Annotated in this window: 25 protein-coding genes and 1 tRNA gene; 12 read left to right on the plus strand and 14 right to left on the minus strand. The window is 43.0% G+C overall.

Going from position 1 to position 24,071, the window contains the following annotated elements; translation table 11 throughout:
* Positions 1 to 9: 9 nt before the first annotated feature.
* Both ACLI09_RS16715 and ACLI09_RS16720 read right to left on the minus strand, forming a co-directional pair.
* Positions 10 to 2,412, minus strand: a complete 2,403-nt coding sequence (locus tag ACLI09_RS16715) for a hybrid sensor histidine kinase/response regulator (protein WP_411420789.1) — start codon at positions 2,410 to 2,412, stop codon at positions 10 to 12.
* A 98-nt stretch (positions 2,413 to 2,510) separates the two neighbouring features.
* On the minus strand, positions 2,511 to 2,855 hold the full coding sequence (locus ACLI09_RS16720; protein ID WP_411420790.1) for a helix-turn-helix domain-containing protein: 345 nt from the start codon (positions 2,853 to 2,855) through the stop codon (positions 2,511 to 2,513).
* Positions 2,856 to 3,243: 388 nt separating this feature from the next.
* Here ACLI09_RS16720 and ACLI09_RS16725 point away from each other — a divergent pair, with 388 nt between their 5' ends.
* The gene (locus tag ACLI09_RS16725; RefSeq protein ID WP_411420791.1) at positions 3,244 to 3,615 is read left to right on the plus strand and encodes a hypothetical protein; all 372 of its coding nucleotides are present in this window, start codon (positions 3,244 to 3,246) and stop codon (positions 3,613 to 3,615) included.
* A 14-nt stretch (positions 3,616 to 3,629) separates the two neighbouring features.
* Here ACLI09_RS16725 and ACLI09_RS16730 read toward each other — a convergent pair whose 3' ends face one another.
* Entirely contained in the window at positions 3,630 to 4,772 is a 1,143-nt protein-coding gene (locus ACLI09_RS16730; RefSeq protein WP_411420792.1) for an acyl-CoA dehydrogenase, read from the minus strand.
* Between the two features lie 86 nt (positions 4,773 to 4,858).
* Here ACLI09_RS16730 and ACLI09_RS16735 point away from each other — a divergent pair, with 86 nt between their 5' ends.
* The gene (locus ACLI09_RS16735) at positions 4,859 to 5,935 is read left to right on the plus strand and encodes an anhydro-N-acetylmuramic acid kinase (protein WP_411420793.1); all 1,077 of its coding nucleotides are present in this window, start codon (positions 4,859 to 4,861) and stop codon (positions 5,933 to 5,935) included.
* Between the two features lie 4 nt (positions 5,936 to 5,939).
* Here ACLI09_RS16735 and ACLI09_RS16740 read toward each other — a convergent pair whose 3' ends face one another.
* Positions 5,940 to 6,611 (minus strand): response regulator transcription factor, encoded by a 672-nt coding sequence (locus ACLI09_RS16740; RefSeq protein WP_411420794.1) that lies wholly within the window; start codon positions 6,609 to 6,611, stop codon positions 5,940 to 5,942.
* Between the two features lie 116 nt (positions 6,612 to 6,727).
* Between ACLI09_RS16740 and ACLI09_RS16745 the strand changes: the two genes are divergently transcribed.
* The 7 genes from ACLI09_RS16745 (at position 6,728) to ACLI09_RS16775 (ending at position 14,317) form a co-directional block, all read left to right on the plus strand.
* Entirely contained in the window at positions 6,728 to 7,549 is an 822-nt protein-coding gene (locus tag ACLI09_RS16745; protein ID WP_411420795.1) for a LytR/AlgR family response regulator transcription factor, read from the plus strand.
* A gap of 200 nt (positions 7,550 to 7,749) precedes the next feature.
* Entirely contained in the window at positions 7,750 to 7,908 is a 159-nt protein-coding gene (locus tag ACLI09_RS16750) for a hypothetical protein (protein WP_411420796.1), read from the plus strand.
* Between the two features lie 73 nt (positions 7,909 to 7,981).
* Complete coding sequence (locus ACLI09_RS16755) at positions 7,982 to 10,009, plus strand: tetratricopeptide repeat protein (protein WP_411420797.1); 2,028 nt, start codon at positions 7,982 to 7,984, stop codon at positions 10,007 to 10,009.
* A 56-nt stretch (positions 10,010 to 10,065) separates the two neighbouring features.
* Complete coding sequence (locus tag ACLI09_RS16760) at positions 10,066 to 11,292, plus strand: Glu/Leu/Phe/Val dehydrogenase dimerization domain-containing protein (RefSeq protein WP_411420798.1); 1,227 nt, start codon at positions 10,066 to 10,068, stop codon at positions 11,290 to 11,292.
* A gap of 59 nt (positions 11,293 to 11,351) precedes the next feature.
* Entirely contained in the window at positions 11,352 to 12,566 is a 1,215-nt protein-coding gene (locus tag ACLI09_RS16765; RefSeq protein ID WP_411420799.1) for a bifunctional folylpolyglutamate synthase/dihydrofolate synthase, read from the plus strand.
* Between the two features lie 84 nt (positions 12,567 to 12,650).
* Positions 12,651 to 12,728, plus strand: a tRNA-Val gene (locus ACLI09_RS16770).
* Between the two features lie 269 nt (positions 12,729 to 12,997).
* Positions 12,998 to 14,317 carry a site-specific integrase gene (locus tag ACLI09_RS16775; protein WP_411420800.1) on the plus strand — a complete coding sequence of 440 codons (1,320 nt, stop codon included), beginning with the start codon at positions 12,998 to 13,000 and terminating at the stop codon, positions 14,315 to 14,317.
* A gap of 330 nt (positions 14,318 to 14,647) precedes the next feature.
* On the opposite strand, the gene ACLI09_RS16780 is transcribed toward ACLI09_RS16775, so the two are convergent.
* Genes ACLI09_RS16780 through ACLI09_RS16815 form a run of 8 tightly spaced genes read right to left on the minus strand, consistent with a single transcriptional unit; the run spans position 14,648 to position 20,282 of the window.
* Positions 14,648 to 14,914, minus strand: a complete 267-nt coding sequence (locus ACLI09_RS16780; protein ID WP_411420801.1) for a DNA-binding protein — start codon at positions 14,912 to 14,914, stop codon at positions 14,648 to 14,650.
* A 37-nt stretch (positions 14,915 to 14,951) separates the two neighbouring features.
* Positions 14,952 to 15,236, minus strand: a complete 285-nt coding sequence (locus tag ACLI09_RS16785; RefSeq protein ID WP_411420802.1) for a hypothetical protein — start codon at positions 15,234 to 15,236, stop codon at positions 14,952 to 14,954.
* Positions 15,237 to 15,239: 3 nt separating this feature from the next.
* The gene (locus ACLI09_RS16790; RefSeq protein ID WP_411420803.1) at positions 15,240 to 16,391 is read right to left on the minus strand and encodes a hypothetical protein; all 1,152 of its coding nucleotides are present in this window, start codon (positions 16,389 to 16,391) and stop codon (positions 15,240 to 15,242) included.
* Between the two features lie 10 nt (positions 16,392 to 16,401).
* Positions 16,402 to 17,223 carry a conjugative transposon protein TraN gene (gene traN / locus ACLI09_RS16795; protein ID WP_411420804.1) on the minus strand — a complete coding sequence of 274 codons (822 nt, stop codon included), beginning with the start codon at positions 17,221 to 17,223 and terminating at the stop codon, positions 16,402 to 16,404.
* A gap of 11 nt (positions 17,224 to 17,234) precedes the next feature.
* Entirely contained in the window at positions 17,235 to 18,524 is a 1,290-nt protein-coding gene (gene traM, locus ACLI09_RS16800; protein WP_411420805.1) for a conjugative transposon protein TraM, read from the minus strand.
* Positions 18,521 to 19,006, minus strand: coding sequence for a hypothetical protein (locus ACLI09_RS16805; RefSeq protein ID WP_411420806.1), 486 nt, complete (start codon positions 19,004 to 19,006; stop codon positions 18,521 to 18,523). Before ACLI09_RS16805 ends, traM begins: the two co-directional genes overlap by 4 nt.
* Positions 19,007 to 19,016: 10 nt before the next feature.
* Positions 19,017 to 19,625, minus strand: a complete 609-nt coding sequence (traK, locus tag ACLI09_RS16810) for a conjugative transposon protein TraK (RefSeq protein WP_411420807.1) — start codon at positions 19,623 to 19,625, stop codon at positions 19,017 to 19,019.
* Positions 19,626 to 19,652: 27 nt separating this feature from the next.
* Positions 19,653 to 20,282 (minus strand): hypothetical protein, encoded by a 630-nt coding sequence (locus ACLI09_RS16815; protein ID WP_411420808.1) that lies wholly within the window; start codon positions 20,280 to 20,282, stop codon positions 19,653 to 19,655.
* A 50-nt stretch (positions 20,283 to 20,332) separates the two neighbouring features.
* Between ACLI09_RS16815 and ACLI09_RS16820 the strand changes: the two genes are divergently transcribed.
* From ACLI09_RS16820 to ACLI09_RS16830, 3 genes are all read left to right on the plus strand, one after another.
* Positions 20,333 to 20,896: a RagB/SusD family nutrient uptake outer membrane protein gene (locus ACLI09_RS16820; protein WP_411420809.1), complete on the plus strand. Its 564-nt coding sequence runs from the start codon at positions 20,333 to 20,335 to the stop codon at positions 20,894 to 20,896.
* A 62-nt stretch (positions 20,897 to 20,958) separates the two neighbouring features.
* Positions 20,959 to 21,285, plus strand: a complete 327-nt coding sequence (locus tag ACLI09_RS16825) for a RagB/SusD family nutrient uptake outer membrane protein (RefSeq protein ID WP_411420810.1) — start codon at positions 20,959 to 20,961, stop codon at positions 21,283 to 21,285.
* 114 nt (positions 21,286 to 21,399) lie between these two features.
* The gene (locus ACLI09_RS16830) at positions 21,400 to 22,782 is read left to right on the plus strand and encodes a TlpA family protein disulfide reductase (protein ID WP_411420811.1); all 1,383 of its coding nucleotides are present in this window, start codon (positions 21,400 to 21,402) and stop codon (positions 22,780 to 22,782) included.
* 117 nt (positions 22,783 to 22,899) lie between these two features.
* Here ACLI09_RS16830 and ACLI09_RS16835 read toward each other — a convergent pair whose 3' ends face one another.
* Both ACLI09_RS16835 and ACLI09_RS16840 read right to left on the minus strand, forming a co-directional pair.
* A complete protein-coding gene (locus ACLI09_RS16835) occupies positions 22,900 to 23,226 on the minus strand; it encodes a hypothetical protein (RefSeq protein ID WP_411420812.1) in 327 nt (108 codons plus the stop codon).
* 75 nt (positions 23,227 to 23,301) lie between these two features.
* Complete coding sequence (locus tag ACLI09_RS16840) at positions 23,302 to 23,748, minus strand: MauE/DoxX family redox-associated membrane protein (protein ID WP_411420813.1); 447 nt, start codon at positions 23,746 to 23,748, stop codon at positions 23,302 to 23,304.
* Positions 23,749 to 24,071 lie beyond the last annotated feature (323 nt).

The following is a 24,071-nucleotide window of genomic DNA, read 5'->3' on the forward strand; positions in this document are numbered from 1 at the left end:
TATAAATGGTTACGCAATTTCCCTGCCCAGCATATCGCACAGTTCATCCATTTTTGCACATATACCCTTGCAATATTGCAATAGTTCGGCAGGGGAGAGGGTAAGCGTTTTTTCTTCCAGGGGCAGTAACAGCACCGCTATGCTATTTACCTCCATCTGCTTTAGCATGGGTATCATTTTGTGTGCTATACGTGCAAGGCGGTTATGGTCGTTATTGCGTGCGGCAATAAGCATTTCCTCACAATTATCATCTGCGCTTTCTATAAAGGTATTCACTATAATACGCAGCGATTCGGCATCATTCTGGGTAAACTGGCAGAGGCTGCGCAGGTTGTAAAGCGCATCGGTAGGGTGGGCAATTGTTGGTTCGTCGTGTGATTCGTCGTTCGTCATTCCGGTATAAAAAGCTATAAGCTGTGTAAGTTCATTAATACGTACCGGCTTAGGGTGGCTTGTGGTAAATCCCGCATTTAGGTAGTGTTCATTATCAAGGTCACGGCGCCCGCTTAAAGCAATTACAGGCAGTGTGGCAATAGCATTGTTTTTGCTGTTACGTATTTTTTGTACCAGCTCAAAACCGTCCATTACCGGCATTTGCACATCGGTAAGCACTATATCCACACTATTGCGGTTAAGGTACGGCAGTATGTTTTCAGGGTTTATTTCTTTTGCTGTTTCGGCTCCTAATTTATTAAGCAGCTCTTCCATCAGCTTCAGTTGGGTAATATCATCGTCGATAATAAGTATTTTTAGCCCTTTCAGCGAATTTTTTGGGAACTCGCGCGGCTTGGTTTCGGCAATTTCATTTGCGGCTATAAACGGCAGTACTATCGTGAAAATAGAACCTTGCCCCTCCGTGCTTTCCAGGTTTATAGTGCCGCCTAACAGTGTTATAATACGCTTAGATATGGTAAGCCCAAGGCCTGTACCGCCAAATTTCTTCTCAATGCCCCCGTGCGCCTGGGTAAACTCTTTAAAAACAAGGTGCTGTTGGCTTTCGGCTATGCCAATACCCGTATCTATTACCGAAATAGTAATATCAAACCCGGTTATTTTTGCTGTAACCTCTACCGAGCCTTCGCTGGTAAATTTTATGGCGTTGCTTACCAGGTTAGTAAGCACCTGTTTAATACGGTACGGGTCTGAGAGGCAAAAGCGGTCCAGCTCATCGTCTATATCCCAGTTTAGCTCTATGCCTTTATTTTCTGCCATGGGCAGGAGCGTGCTGCATGTGGCCTCAATGGTTTTTTTTACATTAAAAGGGATGTTTTCTATTGTAATGCGGTTGTTTTCGAGCCGCGAAAAGTCGAGCAGGTCGTTAACCAGCTTCATAATGTAGTTAGCCGATTCGCGTATATTGTCAAGGTAAGCCTTTTGGCTAGTGTTTACACCCGATTCTTCCAGCAGGGTGTTAAAGCCCATAATGCTCCCCAGAGGTGTTTGCAGGTCGTGTGTAACCGTGGCCATCAGCATACTCTTGGTACGCAATAACTGTTCGTTTTCATCATTAAGGAGCTCAAGCTGGCGGCGGTAATTTTGGTTAATGCTCAGGTCGCGCACTATTATCCAGGCCAGTACTATCAGGAAAAACAGGGTTATAGCCCCGGCCCATGCCACGGTGCGTACAGTACTGTTTAGGGTGGCCCTTGTTTTTTGCACCTCGGTATAGGAATTTGTTATAAACTCATTTTCTATACCGGTAAGTATGGTGCGTAGCTGGTCTGAAATAATGCGGTTTTCTTCCAGCAGTTTTTGCTCTTTATGAAACAGCTGCAGGCTAAGCTTTGTATTTTGCTTTTTAATGTCGGTAAGCGCGTTGCCAAACGCGTGCGCCAGCGAGTCGTTGCTAACGGGAAGTTTCCTTAGCGAGTCTAAAAGCTTTGGTGTTAGCAGCGATTCTACCGTTTCATCCCACTCGTGCTTTTTAGTATTTTTTACGGGCTTTGTTTTTTTAAACGCATCTTCGCGTATGGCATATACGGCATTTACGGCATTGGTAAATACATTTTCACGGCCATATTTATCATGAAATTTGGCTATTTCATTAATACTGCTTTTTTTCCGTAGGAGCAGCGTTTCTATGCGGTCAAATTTTGGCTTTTGGGATGTATCTGCATGCAGGCGTATGGCATGAAGTTCTTTACTTATGCTATCGGTAAGTTTATTGTACCGTTGCAGTTCTTTGGGGTTTGCCGATAATATGGCGCTTCGGCCCAGTGCCTCAGAGGCATATAGCGACGCAATGGTATTACTTACCCTGATGATTTTTGCATTATCATCAGACAGCTGGCTGGGTTGGGCTATTTTTAAAATTTCGGTATAAACAAACCATATCATTGCTACAGCTACTGCCGATAGTAGCAAATAACCAAGTATAACTTTGTATTTAACAGCTTTGGGTTGTTGTACCATAATATATAAATGTACAAAAAATTATGTCACATTTATAACGGCCTTAACAGGGGTAAAGTATCAATAAGCAGTAATTTGGGGGCTGCTTTTTTTGTCGATTAACTTCTTACAATAACCCTTAAAAAGTTTATTTCTTCTTTAAGGTGATGTATTTCAGAGCGAAGGCTCTCTACCAGGATGTCATATACCTCTTTGTTAGTTTGTGTAAGTCCGCCGTCAATGCCCTGCGCGCTGGTTTGCTCAAGCATGCCGTTAAAAAGATACATAAGGTTTACATCAAGTATCCTTGCTATTTTAATTAGCTTTACCACATTTAGCCTGCGGTCGTCTTTTTCAAGCCTGCCGTAGTTACTTTGTGTTACATCAAGCTGAAGCGCCATGCTCTCCTGGGTAACACCTTTTTCTTCTCTCAATTTCTTGATTCTTTGGCCGATTACATTCATAATTTAGATTTGTTTTAGTGTGTGATGCCGATTTAATTTTTTATTGTGACTTGTTGGATGCTCTGTTAACTCTTTATTAAGGATTTTCACCTTAAATTTACATACTCGCTATACTATTCTTCGCTATACACCTTGCATTATTTAAATAAGGCCCTGAGTTTAACTGTTATGTTTCTTCCGGGACTGCATCATGCACTATTACTGTGCGTTGCATGCGTTTAATGCATATCTGTTATGTAAAAATATACATTAATACTACCGGCTAACTACACTTTATTCATTTTTCGATATACTGTGCAGTTTAATCGTTAAGTAACAGATAAATTGTAACTAATTAGTCAAGAATTAATATTTATTATTTAGATATAGTAAGCAAAAACAAAAAAATATGAAGATGAAGATGAAAGTTTTAGTATATGATAACCAGATAGGTTACTATAAAATGCTTGTTGATAGCCTGGGCAAGGATATATCGTTTATATTGTATGATACCCTGCTGCCTGAAGTTAAATTTGACGTTGTAACATTTTTTATGGGCGACGAACTGGAAGCGCACGACATGGCAAAATTGTCTAATATGAGCCTCCCCTTTATACTGGCAACTTCTAAAAGAGGTTTGGATACCCCTGCTGATACAAAAGGGATTTACCATATAGACCTGAAGAGGACTAAGGATGTGCTGTTGCATAAAATAACCGAGATACTCGCTTTGCTGGAAATAGGCAATGATAATGGCAAAGCCCGGGCCGTACTTACATAACCCGGGCTTGCCGGTTACTCATTTATAATGGCGCGGGAAATTACAATTTTTTGTATTTCAGATGTACCTTCATATATCTGGGTTATTTTAGCATCGCGCATAAAACGTTCTACGTGGTATTCTTTTACATAGCCGTTACCGCCATGCACCTGAATGGCCTCTACGCTTATGTCCATAGCGGCCTGGCTTGCAAATAATTTTGCCATAGCGCCACTAACGTCATAGTTATGGCCGTTGTCTTTATCCCACGCAGCCTTAAGGCACAGGTGGCGTGCAGCCTCGATGCTTACATGCATATCGGCAAGCTTAAAGGCTATGGCCTGGTGCTCACAAATGGGCTTGCCAAAGGCTTTTCGCTCTTTGCTGTAGTTAAGTGCGAGCTCATAAGCGCCACTTGCTATGCCCAGTGCCTGGCTTGCTATGCCTATGCGCCCGCCTGCCAGTGTTTTCATGGCAAATTTAAACCCAAAGCCGTCTTCGCCTATGCGGTTTTCTTTTGGCACCTTAACATCAGTAAACATAAGGGAGTGGGTGTCGCTGCCGCGTATGCCGAGTTTTTGCTCTTTAGGGCCTATTTCAAAGCCGGGCATGCCTTTTTCTACAATAAGCGCGTTAATGCCTTTATGTTTTAGTTCGGCATGGGTTTGTGCTATTACCAGGTATACATCGGCAGTGGCGCCGTTTGTAATCCAGTTTTTGGTACCATTAAGCAGGTAATGGTCGCCCATATCTATAGCAGTTGTTTTTTGCGATGTGGCATCGCTGCCTGCCTCGGGCTCGCTAAGGCAAAACGCGCCGATAACCTGTCCGGTGGCAAGCCTGGTAAGGTATTTTTGTTTTTGCTCTTCGTTACCAAAGGCCTGCAGCCCCCAGCACACTAGTGAGTTATTTACCGACATTATAACAGCTGCCGATGCATCTATCTTGCTTATCTCTTCCATAGCCAACACATATGATACGGTATCAAGCCCGCTGCCGCCATATTTAGGGTCTACCATCATGCCAAGGAAACCCAGTTCGCCCATTTTTTTTACCTGATCGTAAGGAAACTGTTGTTTTTCGTCGCGTTCTATTACGCCGGGCAACAGCTCATGCCGGGCAAAATCGCGGGCTGCCTGCTGTATCATTTTATGTTCTTCGGTAAGTTGAAAATCCATAATTATAAAATTACATTTTTGGTTTATTCTTCCCAAATGTAATTATTTACTGGTGATTTTTCAAAACTAATCTGTATTTTTAGCGCATGATTGAGAAAAACTATAACGTTGTAGGGGTCATGTCGGGCACATCGCTTGATGGCGTGGATATTGCACATATTTTACTTTCTGAAAAAAATGGCCAGTGGAATTACGAAACCCTTACAGCCGAAACCCTTCCCTATACAAAAGAATGGGTAAAAACATTGCAGGAAGCCGTATCATATAACGATGAAGCGCTTACACAACTAAATATAGGATATACCGCATTGCTGGGCGGTATCATAAAAGGGTTTATAGCCCGCCACACACTAACCAACCTCGATGCGGTATGCTCTCATGGCCACACAATATTACACCAGCCGCAACATGGGCTCACGCTGCAAATAGGCAACCTGCCGCAGATAGCGGCATATTGCGGGCAGACTGTAGTGTGCGACTTCCGAGTGCAGGATGTGGCCCTCGGCGGGCAGGGCGCCCCACTGGTGCCTATAGGCGACAGGCTGCTGTTTGCAGGTTACGGGTACTGCCTTAACCTGGGTGGCTTTAGTAATATTTCTTTTGAGGAAGGGGCCAAACGGGTGGCTTTTGATATATGCCCGGTAAACACCGTGCTTAACTACTATGCAAACCGGCTGGGTTACCCTTATGATGATGAGGGAAAGATAGCGGCAGGCGGCCAGATTAACCCGCTATTGCTGGAGCGGCTGGAAAATCTTGATTTCTATAAGCAGCCTTACCCAAAGTCGTTAGGTTTTGAATATGTAAAAGAAGTGGTTATACCGCTTATTGAGGAATTTAATATACAAACTGAGGATAAGCTGCGCACATTTACACGGCATGCGGCACGGCAGATAGCACAGGCAATAAACAACACAGATGTAAAAAAGCCGGGCCTTCTTATTACAGGGGGCGGCGCTTACAACACTTATCTTATTAAGAGCCTTAAGAATTTACTGCCGGATATGGAAATTGCTCTACCCGACGATAAAACCATACAATATAAGGAGGCGCTTATTTTTGCGTTGCTTGGGGTATTAAAATTAAGGGGCGATATTAATGTATTGGGCAGCGTTACCGGCGCACCGCGGGACCACAGCAGCGGAAAAATTTATACAATATAGTAGTTTAGAGTATGCCTATTTTCTTAACGGCTTCTATAAGTGCTTCGTCATCATTACCATTTTTGCCGTCAAGCATTAGCGATTTAATGTGTGCTATACGGTTTTCTATGGCGTTTAAAGACAATGGTACATAGTTAGGTATATTATGCGCGGCAATGCCTTCAGAAAGGCGCATGAGTATCTGCCGGTCATAATTGTCCAGTTTAAAATTATCGAGCGTACGGTCTTTAAGCGATTTTAAAATTTTATGGCTGTAATGGGTTTTGCCAGAAAAAATAAGTTTAAAGGCTTTTAAAAACTCATCTATGTCTATATCGCTTTTGCACAGTATGCCCTGCGGCGCTGTAGCTTCTATAAGGCGCTCTATAAGCGATGCCTCGCTGTGCATGGTAAGGAATATAATAGTGCAATCAGGGTACAGTTTCCTTATAAGCATGCCGAGGTCTAACCCTGAAAATATTTTTTGCTCTGGGTAGGGTGGCAGGCTAAGGTCCAGGTAAGCAATGTCCGGCTTGGTTTTAGGGTTCACTATAAGGTTATAAGCCTCTTCGCAACCCAGCGCTTTATAGAAATGTAAATTATACCCTTCAAATTTTTCTTCTGAGAGTACATTAACATAGCCGTTAACCGTCATTGGGTGGTCGTCAACTATCAGTATTTTAAGGTCTTTATTCATTTTAGGGGACACAAGTAAAAGCAAATCTTCTTAAAAAAAAAGCCTCAGTGTAAATTTACTGAATTTTAATTATTTAATTTGTTATTTCTTACCAATAAATAGTAGATTGCTGTATTGTGCAATATTCTTACGTAATTATAGATGACAGTGCTGATAACATTAAGGAATTGCTTCATCGGTTTGAAGACTTTCCTGAATACTACTGTATTGGTACCTGTAATAACAGAGAAGAAGGTATAAATAGTATACTGGAACAGCAACCGGAACTTGTTTTTTTAAATATTAAAGAGAAAACTAAATCAGATATTTCACTAAGTTTTATATACGAGTTGTACCGCTACCAAAATGAGATGCCTTATTTTGTAATATTGGCAGACAGCGACAAATTTGCATTTGAATCGTTAAAGTTGGGTGTATTTGATTATATAATCAACCCGGTAGAAACCAAAGAGTTGCGCAAAACCCTTTTCAAATTCCAAAAAGTAGTACCCTTAAGTGGCGGGATACTGCCCCGGGTAGTAGAAAATATACCAGAGTTACCCGAGAAGGTAACCCAGGAGCAGGACAGGCAAAGCCATGATAATCAAAAATCAGAAATCGATATACAGGTGTGTATAAAAAGTTATGGCGATTACCAGTTTATAGCACTTAAAGACGTAGTATATCTGCAGGCAGACAATAATACTACCGATTTCCATTTGCAAAACGGTAAGAAATTAACGGCTTATAAAACATTAAAACACTACGAAAACAATCTGCCTTCCTTTTTTTACCGTATACATAATAGCTATATTGTAAATAGCAACTTTGTTTCACGTATAAATACTGGCAAATCACTATGTTATTTGCATAATAATGAGGTTTCGGTATCTTTTTCAAAAACATTTAAGGATAATATTGATACAATTATCAAAAAAATTGCACCTGAATATATATAATATAGTGTTTCACCCCGCAAATAGTACCAACGCCTCGCAAAAAGGTGTAATCGGCTAAAACACCAGTAAAATATAGTGGTTTATACCAAGTGTCGTGCTACTTTTGCTTTAGAGACAAACAAACAATACCGGTTAGTTGGGAGTCTTAAAAAGCTAAAAATTAAATAAAAGTATTCACTCCACTTAAAATTACTGACACCATGAAAAAATTTATCCTTGCAATAGCACTTGTAGCGTCACTATCTACAACTCTTGTATCTTGTTCAGCTGACGACAGCGAACTACAAAACACAACTCAGGCAGAAACACTTTCTGACGGTACTATACTGCCTCCGGTAAGCACACCTAAAAAACCATAAGCGAAGTATTATATTATAGTATATTTTATTATTTTTGAGGGCGTTGGTATTTTTACCAACGCCCTCAAAAATTTTGAAGCACGCCGGTTATTTTTATATATTTTGTTTATCCCTTATCCTCTTATCGTGCGAGAGGCCGCAGCCCCTGCCGCAAAACCAGGAAGTGGAGCATCTTATTACAGCGGGCGAGGATCCGGCCAATGACTTAAATTTCCGGATAAGTAAGATAGATTCAGCGTTTTCTATTTTTCAAAAATACAATAACGATTCCCTTACCCGTATGTATTACCGAAGGGGGGCTTTGGTATATTTTGAAACAGAAAGCCTGAGGAAGTCGATTAAATTAGCTAAAGCAGTAATAGAGTTGTCTCATGAAGATAACGATTCGGTAAGTATTAAAAGGGCTTCCTATTTAACAGGACTGTCCTATTATAAATTAGGAATAAGGGATAGCGCCCTTATATACTACCAAAAGGCGGAGCCGTATTATAAAGCATCCCAGGACCCGGACCTTGGCCTGGTATTGCTGTTTAAAGCCTATGTACTGTATGACGTGGGCGAATATGTGTTTTGTGAAACAGAGGCTTTTAAGGCGTTACGGCTGCTAAAAGAGCAAAATCTAAATGTAGAGGTTTATAAATGCCTGGTTGTTATCGCTTCTACCCTTAAACAGCAGGATAATACCGATGAGGCAATTCATTATTTCAGGCTTGCCGTAGAGCAGATTAATAAATTTTCTAACCAGGAATATTCTGAGGCGGATAAAGAGGCTTTCCGTGTAATATGTTACCATAATATAGGTTCGGTATATGAGAAAAGCCGCCAGTACGAAAAAGCGATAGACCAGTATAACCTTGCATTAGCCTCTCCGGTTACTAAAGATAATGATCTTATATATGCCCGCACCTTAAACAGCCTGGCAAAAGCGAGGTTTTACCTGGGAGATAAAGAAGATGCGCTTAGCAACTATAAAAAATCACTTGCTATTTCTGAACGTATAAATGATAAGCAGGGGGCATTAGATACACAAATTAGCCTTGCAGAATACTACCAGTCTGTTTCGGATACCCTTACGGCTGTAGAGTACTACCGCAAAGCTTACGCAGGCGCTAAACAAATAGACAGTAATAACGATAAGCTAAAAACGTTAAAAGGGCTTAGCGACCTTGACCTGGGCAGGAGCCATTATTATTTTAATATATACATATCGCTTAACGACAGCCTGCAGGATATTGCCCTTCAAAACCGTAATAAATATGCCCGTATTGAATATGAGACGGACCAGTTGCAGAATCAAAACGACGAGTTGCTGCGAAAAAACAGTTTTATAATAGGTATATCGGTAGTGGTACTACTGTTTGTAGCCGCTATTTTTATCATTTATTACCTTAACTCACGCAATAAGGAGCTTATACTTACCCAGGAACAGCAAAAAGCAAGCGAGGAAATTTACCAACTGATGCTCGAACAGCAAAACAAGGTGGAAGTGGCGCGTTCGGAAGAAAAAAACCGCATAGCGATGGAACTGCATGATGGTATACTTAATAATATATATGCTGTAAGGCTTAACCTGGAATTTACAAACCGTAAAACCGATGCCGAAACCATAGAGAAGCGCAAAGAGTATATTAAAGAACTACAGTCGCTCGAGGCCGAAATACGCTCGGTGTCGCATGACCTTAGCCGTAGCGCAAACCTGGTAGAGGGAAAAGATTTTGGGGCCATGCTGTATTTTATGGTAATATCTCAAAAAAACAATTTTAATACCGAATTTGATATTACCATCGATAAACATATCGACTGGGATGTTATTTCTAATACCCTTAAGGTTAACATTTACCGCATAGTACAGGAGGCACTGCAAAATATAAATAAATATTCGCATGCGGCACACGCGCAGGTAAGCATCAGTAAAATTGAAGATAACCAGATATTAATAATGGTAAGCGATGATGGTATTGGTTTTGATGTTAAAAAGGCTGCCACGGGCATTGGCCTTAAAAACCTTAAAAAACGGACCGAAACCTTAAGCGGGCTTTTTAAAATTGAGTCAGAAAAAGGTAAAGGCACCACTGTAAAGGTGCAGCTTTCGATACAATAGCGGGTTGCATACAATTTTCATTTAAGTATATTTGTGCTGAGAAAACAAACATGTTAATGAAAGAACTACTATCGAAATTTGAAAATAAACAGCCCGAAATCATTTTTAACTGGAAAGACAGCGAAACGGAAGCCGAAGGCTGGGCGGTAATAAATTCGCTCCGCGGTGGTGCAGCAGGCGGCGGAACGCGCATGCGCAAAGGCCTTGATATGAATGAGGTGCTTTCGCTGGCCAAAACAATGGAAGTAAAGTTTACCGTTTCCGGCCCGGCTATAGGCGGTGCAAAATCAGGCATAAATTTTGACCCTAACGACCCGCGTAAGCAGGGAGTATTGCAACGCTGGTACAAGGCTGTTTCGCCATTGCTAAAAAGTTATTACGGTACCGGCGGCGACCTTAATGTAGACGAAATACATGAAGTTATACCCATGACGGAAGAGTGTGGGGTGTGGCACCCGCAGGAAGGCGTTTTTACAGGGCACTTTAAGCCCACCGAGGCAGATAAGATAAACCGAATAGGCCAGCTACGCCAGGGCGTGGTAAAGGTTATAGAGAACCCCGTTTTTTCGCCAGATGTAAGCCGTAAATATACCGTTGCAGATATGATAACCGGGTATGGGGTAGCCCAGGCGGTAGCACATTACTATGCTATTTTTGGTGGGACGGTAGCCGGTAAGAGGGCAATTATACAAGGCTTTGGCAATGTAGGGTCTGCAGCGGCATTTTACCTTGCTAATATGGGGGTAAAAATAGTGGGCATTATAGACAGGGAAGGCGGGCTTATTAATAAAGACGGCTTTTCATTTGAAGAGATAAAGAAACTGTTCCTTGATAAAGAGGGCAACAAGCTGGTAGCTGATGATATGGTTCCGTTTGATGAGCTTGACAGCAAGGTGTGGGCCGTGGGTGCGGAGATATTTGCACCATGCGCTGCCTCAAGGCTGGTAAGACAGGAGCAGGTAGACAATATGGTAGCTGCCGGGCTTGAAGTAATTTCGTGTGGGGCTAACGTGCCTTTTGCCGACAAGGAAATTTTCTTTGGCCCTATCATGGAGGCGACAGACCAAAGGGTTAGCCTTATACCGGATTTTATTTCTAACTGCGGTATGGCAAGGGTTTTTGCTTATTTTATGGAGACGAAAGTATCAATGACAGATGAAGCTGTTTTTATGGATGCGAGTGATACCATAAAGAATGCCCTGCAAAATGTATATAACAACAGCTCCGCAAAAACCGGTATAAGCGGTACAGCCTTTAAAATAGCGCTAAGCCAGCTGGTATAATAGGATATAGTGAAATTTAAACAGGGCTGGCTACAGTCCTGTTTTTTTATGAGCACAGTATGGATTATAAGCAAACTACCCAATGGATGTTTTCGCGACTGCCCATGTATCAGATTCAGGGGGCATCGGCATTTAAAAAAGACCTTACAAATACTATTCTGCTGGTTGACCACCTGCAACATCCCGAGCATAAATTTAAGTCGGTACACGTAGCGGGTACTAACGGCAAGGGCAGCACATCGAGCATGCTGGCAAGTATACTTCAGGAGGCTGGCTACAAAACCGGTTTGTATACTTCGCCACATTTAAAAGATTTTCGCGAACGCATAAAAGTAAACGGCAAAAGTATTGCTGAAGATTTTGTAGTGCGGTTTATTACTGATAATAGGGCATTTTTTGAGCAACACGAACTCAGCTTTTTCGAAATGACGGTGGGCCTCGCATTTGATTATTTTGCAAAAGAAAATGTGGATATAGCCATTATAGAAACAGGTATGGGCGGCAGGCTGGACAGTACCAATATTATTAGGCCGCTTCTCTCGGTTATTACTAACATTGGTATGGACCATACCCAGTTTTTAGGCAATACCATAACAAAAATAGCAGGGGAGAAGGCCGGTATAATTAAGCGTGATGTTCCTGCTGTTATTGGCGAATATACAAATGAAACACGCTTGGTTTTTGAGGCAAAAGCGGTAGAAATGGATGCGCCGCTTTTTTTTACAGCAGATAAAACAGTAAACATTTATGAGTCGGCGCTTAAAGGCAACTATCAACAAAATAATATAAAAACGGTGCTTCAATCGGTTGAAATTTTAAAACAACATTTTAGCATATCTGAAGAGAACATAAAGTCAGGCCTGCTTAACGTAATTAAAAATACCGGCCTGCGTGGGCGCTGGGAGCAGATACACACTAACCCAACGGCAATTGCAGACACGGCCCACAACAGCCACGGACTTAAGCCGGTGATTGAGCAGGTACTGGCGCAACAATATAGTACCTTACGATTTGTTATAGGTATGGTAAACGATAAGAACCTTGATGAGGTGTTGCCGTTATTTCCTAAAAATGCAGCGTATTATTTTTGCCGTCCGGACATTCCCCGTGGCCTTGATGTCCATATTTTGGCAGATGCTGCAAAAAAATACGGCCTTACCGGTAAAATTTTTTCGGATGCTGCGCAGGCATATTCTGCTGCATTACAAGATGCTGCGCCTGCCGATTTTATTTATGTGGGCGGCAGTACCTTTGTGGTTGCAGAAATTTTATAACCGAATGCTTGCAGATATAAAAAACAGTATTATATTTGCACTCGCAATACGGAACAATACACTTGCTAAGAATTGCAAATATTGGGGCGATTAGCTCAGCTGGTTCAGAGCACCTCGTTTACACCGAGGGGGTCGGGGGTTCGAACCCCTCATCGCCCACCACTTTCTTTACAAAGAGCGTAAAAGTATCTTTAAAAGCCCATAAACCCTGCAAATTTTGGATTTGCAGGGTTTTTATTTTACCCCCTGTACACCCAAAATTTATAAAAATGCCCAAAGTTTTGTGGCAGAATAGTGGCAGTTTTTTTTCAACAAAAAAACTGCCACTGGAAGCGATATAACGTACTGTATATCAACATGTAAAGCACGTTAACGACTTGACTTAAGAACGCTGTATTCCGACATTTAATAATAATTTAAAAAGTTACATTATGTTAGAGAGCAGCTTCGGGTTAAACTTCTTCATGAAGACCCCGGAAAAGGAAACATCCTACAGGTATATCTACCTTAGAATTACGGTGGATGGTGTGCGAAAGGAAACATCAACAAAGAAGAAATGGGACCCCAACCGATGGCATCAGAAATCTGAGCGTGCCACCGGAACTAAGGAAGACGCAAGGACAATTAACTATTATCTTGATACGCTGACCTATCGGCTTACACAGTTTGCGACTGAACTGGTGCAGAATAATAAACCCGTTACAGTACAAAAGCTTATGGACTTTGTAACCGGAAAAATTGCCCCCAAGGTCAAAGTTTTAGAAGAGTTTGATTTGCATAACAGGGAAATGTTGGCGCTGGTAGACAGAGGTGATTACGCTTATGGTACGTACCAGCGTTTCATTACCGCCAGGTCACATGTTAAAGAATACCTGAGGTACAAATACAGTTTAGAGGATATTGATTTTAGGGACCTGGACTTTGAATTTGTGAAAGACTATGATTTTTACCTGAGGACCGTAAAAAACTGCAACAATAATACCACTGTTAAGTATATTACAAACTTTAAGAAAATCGTCTTGCGGGCGGTGGATAAAGAAATTATCGCAAGCAACCCTTTCAACCGTTATAAAGGAAAGAAGGTAAAAACCAATAAAAAGCCTTTAAGTGCTACTGACCTTCGGGCAATCGAACAACATAAGTTTACTGTACCCCGCCTGGAAGAAGTAAGGGATATATTTATATTCCAGTGCTATACAGGCCTTGCCTATATTGATGCTTTCCAATTAAAACCGACAGATATAAAGCCGGGCATCGACGGAGAGTTATGGATTATGTCTGCGCGGCAAAAAACAAGCTCTGAAACCAATATCCCATTGTTGCCCAAAGCGCTTCAGATTATCGAGAAGTATAAAAGCCATCCTGTTTGCCGTAAACGAGGTTGTGTACTTCCGGTACGCTCGAATCAAAAAATGAACGCGTATCTTAAAGAAATAGCCGGTATTGTTGGTATCACCTGTGAACTCAATACCCATAAGGCACGCCGGACATTTGGCAGTACCGTTACCCTTGCAAACAATGTCCCCATCCATATTGTAAAAGAGATGCTGGGACACCAATCGGTTAAACAAACGGAAGAATATGCTATTACAGAGCAGCAAAACATTGGTGTTAGCATGAAGGAATTAAAGCAAAAACTGATACAAAAAGAAACCCCTTCTGCCGAAGTATCGATAGATACAATTATGAGGATGGAAGCTGAACTAAATGAGATGAAGAAGAAATTAGGACTACTTAACAAGGCCTCATAAAAATTTTAAACCATAATAATTAAGCCTTAAAGAAACGATCTTTAAGGCTTAATTAATTCTATCTCACTCCGATATCCCGGATGATAAGAGGGCCGGTACGTTATGTATCCCATTTCCTGTAGCTCTTTAAAGTACTTATGATAGGTCGGTAAAGTACTTATATGGGAAAGGGACATGATTTTACTCCTGCTTACCTTTATTACTTTCCTTTGCCCCTGCCGATATCCCAAAATAAGGATAGCCGTCAACAGTGCAAAATGCCATACCGATAGCCTCTCGTCTTTCTCAAAAAGAGCGAGGTATACCAATAATTCATCGCGCATCATGCCACTATTCGTTAAAAAGGTTCAGCAAATCAGACTTATTGTAATAGTACGAGCCCAATATCTTTTTGTACCTTATCTTACCTGTTATACGCAGGTTTTGCAACGTACCGGCCGACATATCCATGAGCCTGCGCACCACCTTGCTTTTCAGCCATTCGGGATGAAGCGAGCTTTCTTGTTGCTCATTAGTCTTTTCGACGACTTGGCGGATATCATTCAACAATACCAGCCCAAATTGCCTTAAGTCATCTTTCGTTACCACATTTTCCATACCCACGTTATTAGATTGACTTTTACTAATTACTCCCTTATTCCGGAAAATATATCCTGCTCGCTTCCGTCTTTTTAAAAGAGGGCATGTAACGGATATATCCATAATCGCTCAGGTCGTTTACACACCTGTAAAATGTATTCGGCCATGATATTTTAGCGATCCGCATTATGTCACGCCCGAACACCTGTATAGGATTGTCAAAGCCCTTATCAAGGCGGTATTTCAGCAACGCCGCGTAAACGCTGATGTGCGTAGTACCGATACGGCCATCTTTCTCGATAGCTGTAAAGAAATCCGATAAGGGCTTTGACCTGTCCATCACTTACACCTTTTGTCCCCGCTTCTTTTTGGCATCAGCTTTCGGTGCATCATCCCCAACCATTTCCGCATCCTTAACGTCCGTTTTAGCGGCACGTTTATTATCCTGGCTTTCACCCTGCGATTGTTTTTCAGATTTCGATTCGCGGCTGCCCAGCCTTTGCATGTCGCTGTCATACACGTTAACGGTTTTGAATTGGGGATTGGCTTCTATAAAATGCTTTTGCTCTTTTCCGTCCACCTGGAAGGTTACCGATTGTACATTCCCTTTTTTAAGGCTGTCCATCAGGCTGTCTTTAAAATCGTCGCGGCCCAGTTCTTTTATAGGGTGTTTTGAAACCGCAGCCTCCAGGTCGTAGCCATAATTCTCATGGTAGTGCTTCAGTTTGAAATTGCCTTTATCATCGCTATTTTTGAAGTCGAGCTGCACCCAGGAATTATACTTTTCACCTTCTTTGGCCGTCAACTCTTTATGCACTGAGCGCCCTTCCATCAGGTTATAGGCTTCTTTGAGGGTGATGTTATTACCCTTGTTGATGTAAAAGGTCTGGTCAAGTTTTTCAGCGCTGCCATCCTTTTGCAGGCTCACATTATACGAGTTGAAAAAGTACATCTCGCTCTGTTTGGACTTGCTGAAGTTCAACGTCGCCTCAACCGTATCGTTACCGAATTTGGTGCTGTGCTGCAACTTGAAATCGTCGCCGCCTTTTTCTATTTTCTGTTTCAGGTCGTTTCGCAATTCCTCGCCAAAGCCTGTGTACTTTACCTGGTCTTGCAGGTAATCCAAATTTTTCTGGTTCATGTCCATGTTATTTTTATGTTTAATCGTTTCTGATTCTACTTGGTAATAATCCCGCAGTAATGCGGAAAGGTCAACCATGCCGCCCTGGATGCTAAGAAGTTCAGGCGAATCAAGGCCTTTTTCCATTGCCCTGTACAGTGGCCATACCGGCTGGTAATTGAAAATATCCCTGTCGCTGGTGTTGTCATGGCAAAACTCCGCCGCGTCATACTGGTTATCAAAAGTCATAACTTCATCCGACCATGCCCTTTTTAAGGGTATGCCCTCAGGGTACGCCATGTGGGAAAACCCTTCCTTATGAAGCGCCAAAAGGTCTTCCATTACTATGCTGTAATCTTGCTGTGCTACTATCATAATTTTTTCTTTATGGTAAAAGCCTTGCCCGGACGAGCTGCCTGTTCTTCACACGCACTTCCAGATGCCTGCCGCCATTCTTTTCCATCAGCTGGAGGACCAGGTATTTTTTATCGGGGATGGTAAATTTTGGAAGGGAAAAAACTATGGCCTGTGTAGCGTTCGCCTTTACCGTTTCTGTGCTGTTTTCAGCAAGTACCGGCGTGACCTCGATTTCCTGCGTGGCGGTGCGCTTTGCCTTTTGCTGGTCACGGATGAAGAAGCGAAGCTGGCCGATATCATAACCGATATTAGTACGGTTCTCAATTTCGAGCCTGCAATAGATCACGTCGTCGTGGATGAAGAAGCCCTGTACCGCAAACCGGATACCCGCCGTTTTATCGCGGGCAACCGCCCCGTTAGTCTTTTTATGTAAAGCTGCTTTAGCATAGCGTGTGACTTCTGCTTTATTATAGTTGGCTTCCGAGAACGTAATACTGTTTCTAACCGTACTTTCCCCAATTGAAAGGTTAAGTACTTGGGGCTGGCTGTTGTAATTCACCACAAAGGAATTCAGCCTGCCGTCGGCAGTGATCACCGAGAGGTTGGTTTCCGGGAAACTATCCCTTGCCGCTTTAACCTGCAAAATATTTTCAACGCCCTTGGCTTTCTGCGCCAGTATCGACCTGCTGCCGCGGTCTACGCTGATGATGGCTTGCGGGAAAATAATATTGGTTGTTTTTGTTGCGGTGATAAAAACCGGAACCGGCTTTATATCTGTCTGGGCACTTGCTGCCACTATATTCAGGAGAAGGAATATCCCCGTTATCACTACTGCTTTGATCGTTTTCATATCTGCTGTTTTTAGTTGTTATTACTAATCTGTACGGTTGCCTGCTTTTGCCTTGCGTCACGCAGGAGCACCTGGTAGCCTGCTTTCACGTTCACTTTGACGAGCTTGACTTTTTTGCTGAAAAGCGTTTTGGCTGTTTCGATACCCGCACTTGCCGCCTGTCCCTGCCATGTCGCATCAAGGGAGGTCAGGCCGACGCCCTGCACACTTCGGTCAGCCGACTGTGCGGCTACATCCCGAGCGATAGCACCGGGAATGTGGATGCCTCCAAGCCCGTCCATGTCGAATACTTCAAGGGCTATGGGAAAAATGGAGTTGCCCGAGCGAATGCTGGTGATCTCGATACCCAGCCGTTCGCCACTAAGGGAGGCGGTCCCAAAAATGAAACTGTCTTTGGGAATGACCACGCCGTTCACATTGATATCGGCCTGCAGGCGCAGCTTTACAATGGAACCGCTGGTCAGCGTCTGCGTTTCATGGATCACGGCAGGTATGGCATTCTGGGCAGTCGTATTGGTAAGGTCATCTTCAAGCCCGTAAAATCCATTTCCAGGATTTTGGTAATACACATTATTATCCAAAAGTGTAACCGCCTTATCATTACCCGTTGATACCGTGTAGGCTTGTTGCTGTTTTTGCGCTTTAGCGTTATCAAGCTGCTCTTTCACCCGCTCCGGATGCTGGATGTCCATAATTTTCTCCAACATGCTGTTGAGCTGGGCCATTTCAGGGTCCTGCCCACCGGATGCGTTCATCGCCTGCATCATTTTTTCTAAGCGGTCTACGTCAGCGGTGCCGACCGATGCCCCGCCACGGGGCGTGGGGGCTGAAGCATCGCTATTGCCCGTGGCAATCGCCGGTTTGTTCAGTTCCTTATTGAGCAGTTCGAGTTTACGGTAAATAGTTGCAGTATTTGGGTCATTCCTCTGGCCGGTTCCGCTTACAGAAGTATTCAGCCCACCTGCTGTGGGATTATCTTTAAAGGGATTGCCGAAGGCTTCGGGCTGCCCCTGGCTTAAGCGGGACGGGTCGTTTTGTTCCAGCCCCCGGATACGCGCCGAATCCTTTTGCGCTTCTTCGTAATAGCGCATCTTATCCATCGGCTTATCATCCTTCAGGTTGGCGTCCGGCAGGTTAAGGTTAAAACCTTTAGTTTGCGCCGTGCTGGCTTCGGCGGCCTGCATTTTTCCGCCACCGAGCGCCCAAAAGGCCAGTGTGATGAACGGCAGTACCAGTAGCGGCAGTACCAGCATGAATTTGCGCTGGCGTTTCATTTTGGGTGTCATTTCTTGATTTTTCATGGTTTATTTGTTTTTGATTGCTGATAATATTTTTCGACCTGCCGGATAGAATCCATCAGGCCGGGGCGTTTGGCGATAATGCTTTCGTAGGCCTTCCTGCCTTTGGGGTCAGTAGCAAGGCTGTCCATGTACCTGTGGAATCCTTCAATCCGCCGGTATTCCGCATCGGAAATACGCGCTTGTGCTTTTGCTTCCCCTGTGTTGAAGGTATGGGCAGGCTTACGGATGGCAGCTACCTTCAGCGAAATTGGGGCTGTGCCGGTAAAAGCGCTTACGATCAGGTAGCCGCTGTAACTTCCCATAAGCAGTATAAAGCAGGCAAGCGCCGTCAACCAGCCTTTTTTTGTCAGCCCTGCGGTACGAAGGGACACCCAGTTTGCCCAGGCTGTTGTGGCTTTTACAGTAAAGCTGCGAAGCGTTTCGCCTACCACATTTCTTTGCGGGGGTGCTGCCCCCTTTTTTTGTCTGTTGAATAATCCCATAGCCTTGTTTTTATTTCCTTGCGGTTGTTTTTAAGTCCCGATTCTCTATGGTGTTCCACCTTTCAATCAGAAAGCCGTGAGGGTTATTGTCGCTCCGCGACACATTGCGCAACGCGCCTTCGGTGACCATGCTGCGCGTGGTCGCGCTCGTTGGGCGGGTAATACTTTGTGTGCCGTAGCAGCGGAAGCGGTAGGGATATTCCGCGACATCCACCATTACGCTATCCACGCTGATGGTCTGGCTGACGTTGCCCGAAATAAGCCCGGCGTAGTAACCGTTTTCCTTGAGGTCGTCGTACGCCCGTTTAGCGCTGCCATCGGCCAGGTAGAGCGCCTTGGTTATAGTGGCCTCAATGGCTTTGTCGTCAGGGTCGAGTGTAAAGAAAAGTTCGTGGAAGGTCTTCACATGGTCGCGTGCCTCCACCGGCACGTTATCCTTCCTGCCTGCCGAAAACGCCTCAAGGGCTTTGCCCCCGGAAAGGATATACACACGCGACTGTGTTTCCGAAACGAGGCTGAAGCTTTTCCAGATTGCAAAACAGCAGATGGCCACGCAGCTTATCACCACCGTAATACTGAAAGCCTTTAAATGGCGTACCGCCGTATCAATATTCTTCATTTTTGTGAACATGGTTTCCTCCTTTATTTATGAATTACCTTTTAATTTATCCTGTTGGTAGGTGTCCTGCTTGCCCTGCCCGGCACCCCGGTAGCCCTCAGCTATATCAAATGGGGCACTGGCCATATTGGCGGCCCCGCTCGCCAGCCGTTCCCCTAAAGCACCTGCACCCATTGACGCGGTACTGGCCACACCCTGCGAAGAACTGTTGAAGACACTGGTTACTTTTTGCTGGAAAGCGCCACCACCGGCATGTACAATGTAGTTTGCTACCGAAGGGACGGTAAAGTACCCTACGATGCCGATGATCATAAATATGAGGTAAGCGACATCCTGCTTGCTGAAGAACGTATCGCCCTGCTGGCCGATCTGTGCAAGGTCGAGTTCGAGCATTTTCTCCTGTATCTTCCCGATGATAGCCCCGAAGATATTGGCTACCGGAAGCCACAGGAAGATGTTGATATAGCGTGCAAGCCAAGCGCTAAGGGTATGGTGCAGCCCGTCAAAAACAGCGAGGCCGAATACGAGCGGGCCAAGTATCGCCAATACCACAAGCTGGAACGTCCTAAGCGTGTCGATACACAGGGCAGCCGCCTGAAAGAGCACTTCCAGTACTTCGCTCATCCATTCTTTCACCGAGTTGCGGAAGTTGTACATTGCTTTAGAATAAGCGAACTTGATAAAAGGAAGTTTATGAAAGTGGACCGGTGCTTGACTGGAGCAATCCATACAGGGTCGTATTTTACGCTAATGTTGTGCTGGACGGCACTGCTAAGTTAGAAAGTACACCTGAGAGGGAAAAGTTTAACAATGTGGCAGGCAGCGCTTTGTTCTTTAGGTCGCATGCTTTTTACCAATTGGCTCAGGCATTTGCCGTGCCTTACAATACAATAACAGCTTCCCGGGATTTGGGCATACCAATCAGGATTACTTCTGATGTCAACATGCCAACCGTCCGTTCAACGATTGAAGAAACATACAGCAAAATACTCACAGATCTTAGCGAGGCGGCACGATTATTACCTATAATGCCAAAAGTAAAGACCCGGCCATCAAAGGTTGCGGCTTACGGTTTGCTTGCAAGAGTGTACCTTTCTATGGAAGATTACCCATTAGCATTAGCCTACGCGGATTCATGCCTGAACCTCAAAAGCGACCTCATGGATTACAATACGCTCTCGGCCCAATATTACCCTATACCAATGTTTAATGACGAGGTTATTTTTTCGAGCATATGCAGCCTGATCCGCAAAATTGGCTTTTTCCTTTAAGGATTGATAATGCCCTCTATCAATCATATAGAAATGATGATCTTAGGAAAAGTTTATTCTTTATGCCGTCTGATGATGGAAATGGCCATTCTTACTGGGGAAGTTATGACGGATCGCCGTTACCTTTTTCGGGGATTGCAACCGATGAGATATACCTCATAAAATCGGAATGCCTTGCCAGGGCAGGAAAATTTACTGAAGCTATGCAGGTATTAAATACTCTGCTTGAAAAGCGCTGGATAGCTGGAACGTTTTTCCCTTTAAGTGCTACCGGGACGGCTGCCCTTGACATTATCCTTTCTGAACGTAGAAAAGAGCTTGTGTTACGGGGCTTGCGCTGGAGCGACCTTCGCCGCCTAAATAAGATCCGCGCTTTGCTAAAGAAATAAACCATACAATTAATGGGAAAACATATACGCTTACGCCTAACAGCCCGAAGTATACTTTTCCTATTCCCAACAATGTAATCGCCTTAACAGGCATACCTGAAAATGAAAGATAATATGAAAAAGCTTAAAATTCACTTATATAATTTCCTCATCGTTCTATCGGCATTTAGTTCCATGACACAGGTTTGTAATGCGCAAACCAAAAAAATCCGTCCTGTAAAAATCGGCGAAAAGGTACCCGACTTTTTCTTTTCTAAGGTTTTGCAATACAGCAAGCCAAGTGTAAGCTTGGGGGAACTGAAAGGTAAAGCGGTCATTCTTGATATTTGGTCTGTAGGATGTGGCCCATGTATCGCAGCTTTTCCCAAAATGGAAAAGCTTCAAAAGTTATTTGGTGATGAGCTTTTGATATTACCGGTATCTTATAGTCTTGAGGGCCCTACCGTTAAATTCCTGAAGGCACGTAAGGGTACCGAATTTGAATTGAAATTGCCCACTGTGGTGTATACTCTTGAGGAAGAAAAAGCATTTAAGGCGTTATTCCCTTTTTTGGGAATACCTCATGAGATTTGGATTGATAAAGAGGGCATTTTAAGAGCCACCACTGATGAGACTTTCGTTAATGAAGGAGTGATTAATAAATTTTTAAAAGGATTGCCTGTTGATTGGACAATGCAAACCCTGGACCCAGATTATAAAGAAGGAGATGTCTTATTTGCAGAGAATATGGATAGTTCATCGCGCCAATTATTATACAAATCTTCAATGTCGGGATTTCAAAATGGTGTGCAGGCTGGTAATGTGTTTTATAAGGATAGTTCTGTTACAAGAATAACAATGCCTAATAAGACACTTTTAGAGCTAATTAAAACCTCATTAAGTGATACAATAAGCTATTTAACAGACCATCTGTATGTACCAAACGGATTCTTCGATTCCGACGTCTATAATAAGCAATTGTTAATTAAAGCTAAAGATAAAGATAGATTTTTTTGGCTTTCTTTAGATTATCTCGATACGGCATATTCCAAATGGATACAGCGAAATGTCAAGTGCTATGAACTTATCATTCCTTCAGATTATAGATGGGATGAAGCATTTGCCTTTATGAGAACCGATTTAGAACGTTTTTTCAAGATTAATATAACCGTCCAGCAATTACCAGTCCGGTATCTTGCGTTGGTAAAGGATATTGGTTACGATGGTTCAATTGAAAGCACTACCGAACAAACAGCTACTTACAAAATGGCGGATGATGAAAGCTTTTTTATGTTTCAAAATCGGCCTGTTGAGCTATTAACCTCCTATATACAAGCACGTAATAAGGTGGGGCCGCTTATCAAAGATGAAACAGGAATTAAAGGAAATGTCAATATATCTTTGGCTTTAGCAGAAAATGAAAATTACCAAGAATACAATAACCGATTGAAGAAGTTCGGGCTAATCCTGAAAGAAAACTCAGCAACGATGCCAGTTTTGGTTATTTCAGATAAATAGGTGCCCAATACAAGGTAACTGCACTGACTAAAAAATGAAACTAACAAGTGTTAACTTACATATAGAATAAAGGATATAGAGAGCATAACCGCAATCTATATCCTTTGTGAATACCTGTTAATTGTTCTTCTTAGCAGGAGAACCCGAGATTATGTTGGTAGAGGATTTCAAAACACGGTTACCGCTGCCATCCAGATCAGTCTGTGCTTCGGTATAGCCTCGACCGCAGAATAATGCGCCCGTTGCATTGGGGCAAGTTGTGCGATTTGTTGCAAGTGGCTCCGCGACGTCGGGAATAGACGGAGATGTAATAACTGTCCCAGCCGTATTGGTACTAAACCAGTAAAGATCAACCGCAGCAGTTTTGCTGTTCTTTGCGGTAGTGAACGCGCTGCCTACAGCAAACACAACGGCTGCTATAAGCATAATCTGAAATCTTTTCATAATGTAAATAATTGGAAATTTTTTGCCTACTCTGTAAGGTTTTCGGCTTACCCTAATCCCGGCCGGAATGTATTTTTAAGTGGCCTGGCCACGCATTATTCGTAACTGATCATACCTGCGGTTCAATCTTATCCCTACGAAGCTTATGACCAGAAAAAACATATTAAAGACAAGGTGCTGCGGCCATGTCAGGTGCTTAATTATACCTCCGCAGCTACAGGGAATGTAGGCAAACCCATTGAGCATGACCATTGCCGTATAGATAGTGAATAAGCCCATAAGAAGCGTTGAGGCGAAAAAGCCAACTTCCCTTGTTGTTTTAAATACGAGGGCGGTTACTATGCCTATTTCAAAAAAAGGAGTAGACCACACTAGTATTGGTGTTAACGAGTCTGGAAACGGCTGGTTATTCATGTCATAAACAAAACCTTTAAAGTCAAGGAATTTGCTTAGCGCTGTATAAAGAAACAAACTAACCAGTAGTATTGTAATAAATTCTGTAAAGACTTTTTTAATGATCATTCCTTAAAGTTTAAGGTTATGTGACCAACAATAATTCGTGTAGTGTTCAGGTTCTGTTATGAACGCTGTAGTCGTTCGGTGTGAGGTAAAGTTATAAACGTAAATCCAAACTAGCCAATAGGTAAAATCCTGTTTGTCTGAAACAGCACGTTTTTTCGGCAAAAAACAATTAAATCTGTTGAAAGGTAAAATTCAGGCTAAAATTTATTTGAGGTTCTGCGCGAAACCGTCATTTTTTTGACTCAAACTGCAACACCTAATTAAGTAATTCAAGTTGCTAGTTAATAGCTTTAGTTAACTGTAATCCAAACACAAACAAAGTC

It is taken from the genome of Flavobacterium sp. RHBU_24, assembly GCF_046613695.1.
GTDB lineage: Bacteria > Bacteroidota > Bacteroidia > Flavobacteriales > Flavobacteriaceae > Flavobacterium.

Bases quoted from the DNA above. Each gene is read 5' to 3' on its own strand.
- ACLI09_RS16720 (WP_411420790.1), bottom strand. From the start codon at position 2,855: ATGAATGTAATCGGCCAAAGAATCAAGAAATTGAGAGAAGAAAAAGGT.
- ACLI09_RS16730 (WP_411420792.1), bottom strand. From the start codon at position 4,772: ATGGATTTTCAACTTACCGAAGAACATAAAATGATACAGCAGGCAGCC.
- ACLI09_RS16750 (WP_411420796.1), top strand. From the start codon at position 7,750: ATGAAAAAATTTATCCTTGCAATAGCACTTGTAGCGTCACTATCTACA.
- ACLI09_RS16790 (WP_411420803.1), bottom strand. From the start codon at position 16,391: ATGATAGTAGCACAGCAAGATTACAGCATAGTAATGGAAGACCTTTTG.
- traM (WP_411420805.1), bottom strand. From the start codon at position 18,524: ATGAAAAATCAAGAAATGACACCCAAAATGAAACGCCAGCGCAAATTC.
- ACLI09_RS16765 (WP_411420799.1), top strand. From the start codon at position 11,352: ATGGATTATAAGCAAACTACCCAATGGATGTTTTCGCGACTGCCCATG.
- ACLI09_RS16840 (WP_411420813.1), bottom strand. From the start codon at position 23,748: ATGATCATTAAAAAAGTCTTTACAGAATTTATTACAATACTACTGGTT.
- traK (WP_411420807.1), bottom strand. From the start codon at position 19,625: ATGAAGAATATTGATACGGCGGTACGCCATTTAAAGGCTTTCAGTATT.
- ACLI09_RS16735 (WP_411420793.1), top strand. From the start codon at position 4,859: ATGATTGAGAAAAACTATAACGTTGTAGGGGTCATGTCGGGCACATCG.
- ACLI09_RS16830 (WP_411420811.1), top strand. From the start codon at position 21,400: ATGAAAAAGCTTAAAATTCACTTATATAATTTCCTCATCGTTCTATCG.
- ACLI09_RS16825 (WP_411420810.1), top strand. From the start codon at position 20,959: ATGCCGTCTGATGATGGAAATGGCCATTCTTACTGGGGAAGTTATGAC.
- ACLI09_RS16835 (WP_411420812.1), bottom strand. From the start codon at position 23,226: ATGAAAAGATTTCAGATTATGCTTATAGCAGCCGTTGTGTTTGCTGTA.
- traN (WP_411420804.1), bottom strand. From the start codon at position 17,223: ATGAAAACGATCAAAGCAGTAGTGATAACGGGGATATTCCTTCTCCTG.
- ACLI09_RS16740 (WP_411420794.1), bottom strand. From the start codon at position 6,611: ATGAATAAAGACCTTAAAATACTGATAGTTGACGACCACCCAATGACG.
- ACLI09_RS16815 (WP_411420808.1), bottom strand. From the start codon at position 20,282: ATGTACAACTTCCGCAACTCGGTGAAAGAATGGATGAGCGAAGTACTG.
- ACLI09_RS16760 (WP_411420798.1), top strand. From the start codon at position 10,066: ATGAAAGAACTACTATCGAAATTTGAAAATAAACAGCCCGAAATCATT.
- ACLI09_RS16780 (WP_411420801.1), bottom strand. From the start codon at position 14,914: ATGGAAAATGTGGTAACGAAAGATGACTTAAGGCAATTTGGGCTGGTA.
- ACLI09_RS16775 (WP_411420800.1), top strand. From the start codon at position 12,998: ATGTTAGAGAGCAGCTTCGGGTTAAACTTCTTCATGAAGACCCCGGAA.
- ACLI09_RS16805 (WP_411420806.1), bottom strand. From the start codon at position 19,006: ATGGGATTATTCAACAGACAAAAAAAGGGGGCAGCACCCCCGCAAAGA.
- ACLI09_RS16785 (WP_411420802.1), bottom strand. From the start codon at position 15,236: ATGGACAGGTCAAAGCCCTTATCGGATTTCTTTACAGCTATCGAGAAA.
- ACLI09_RS16725 (WP_411420791.1), top strand. From the start codon at position 3,244: ATGAAGATGAAGATGAAAGTTTTAGTATATGATAACCAGATAGGTTAC.
- ACLI09_RS16715 (WP_411420789.1), bottom strand. From the start codon at position 2,412: ATGGTACAACAACCCAAAGCTGTTAAATACAAAGTTATACTTGGTTAT.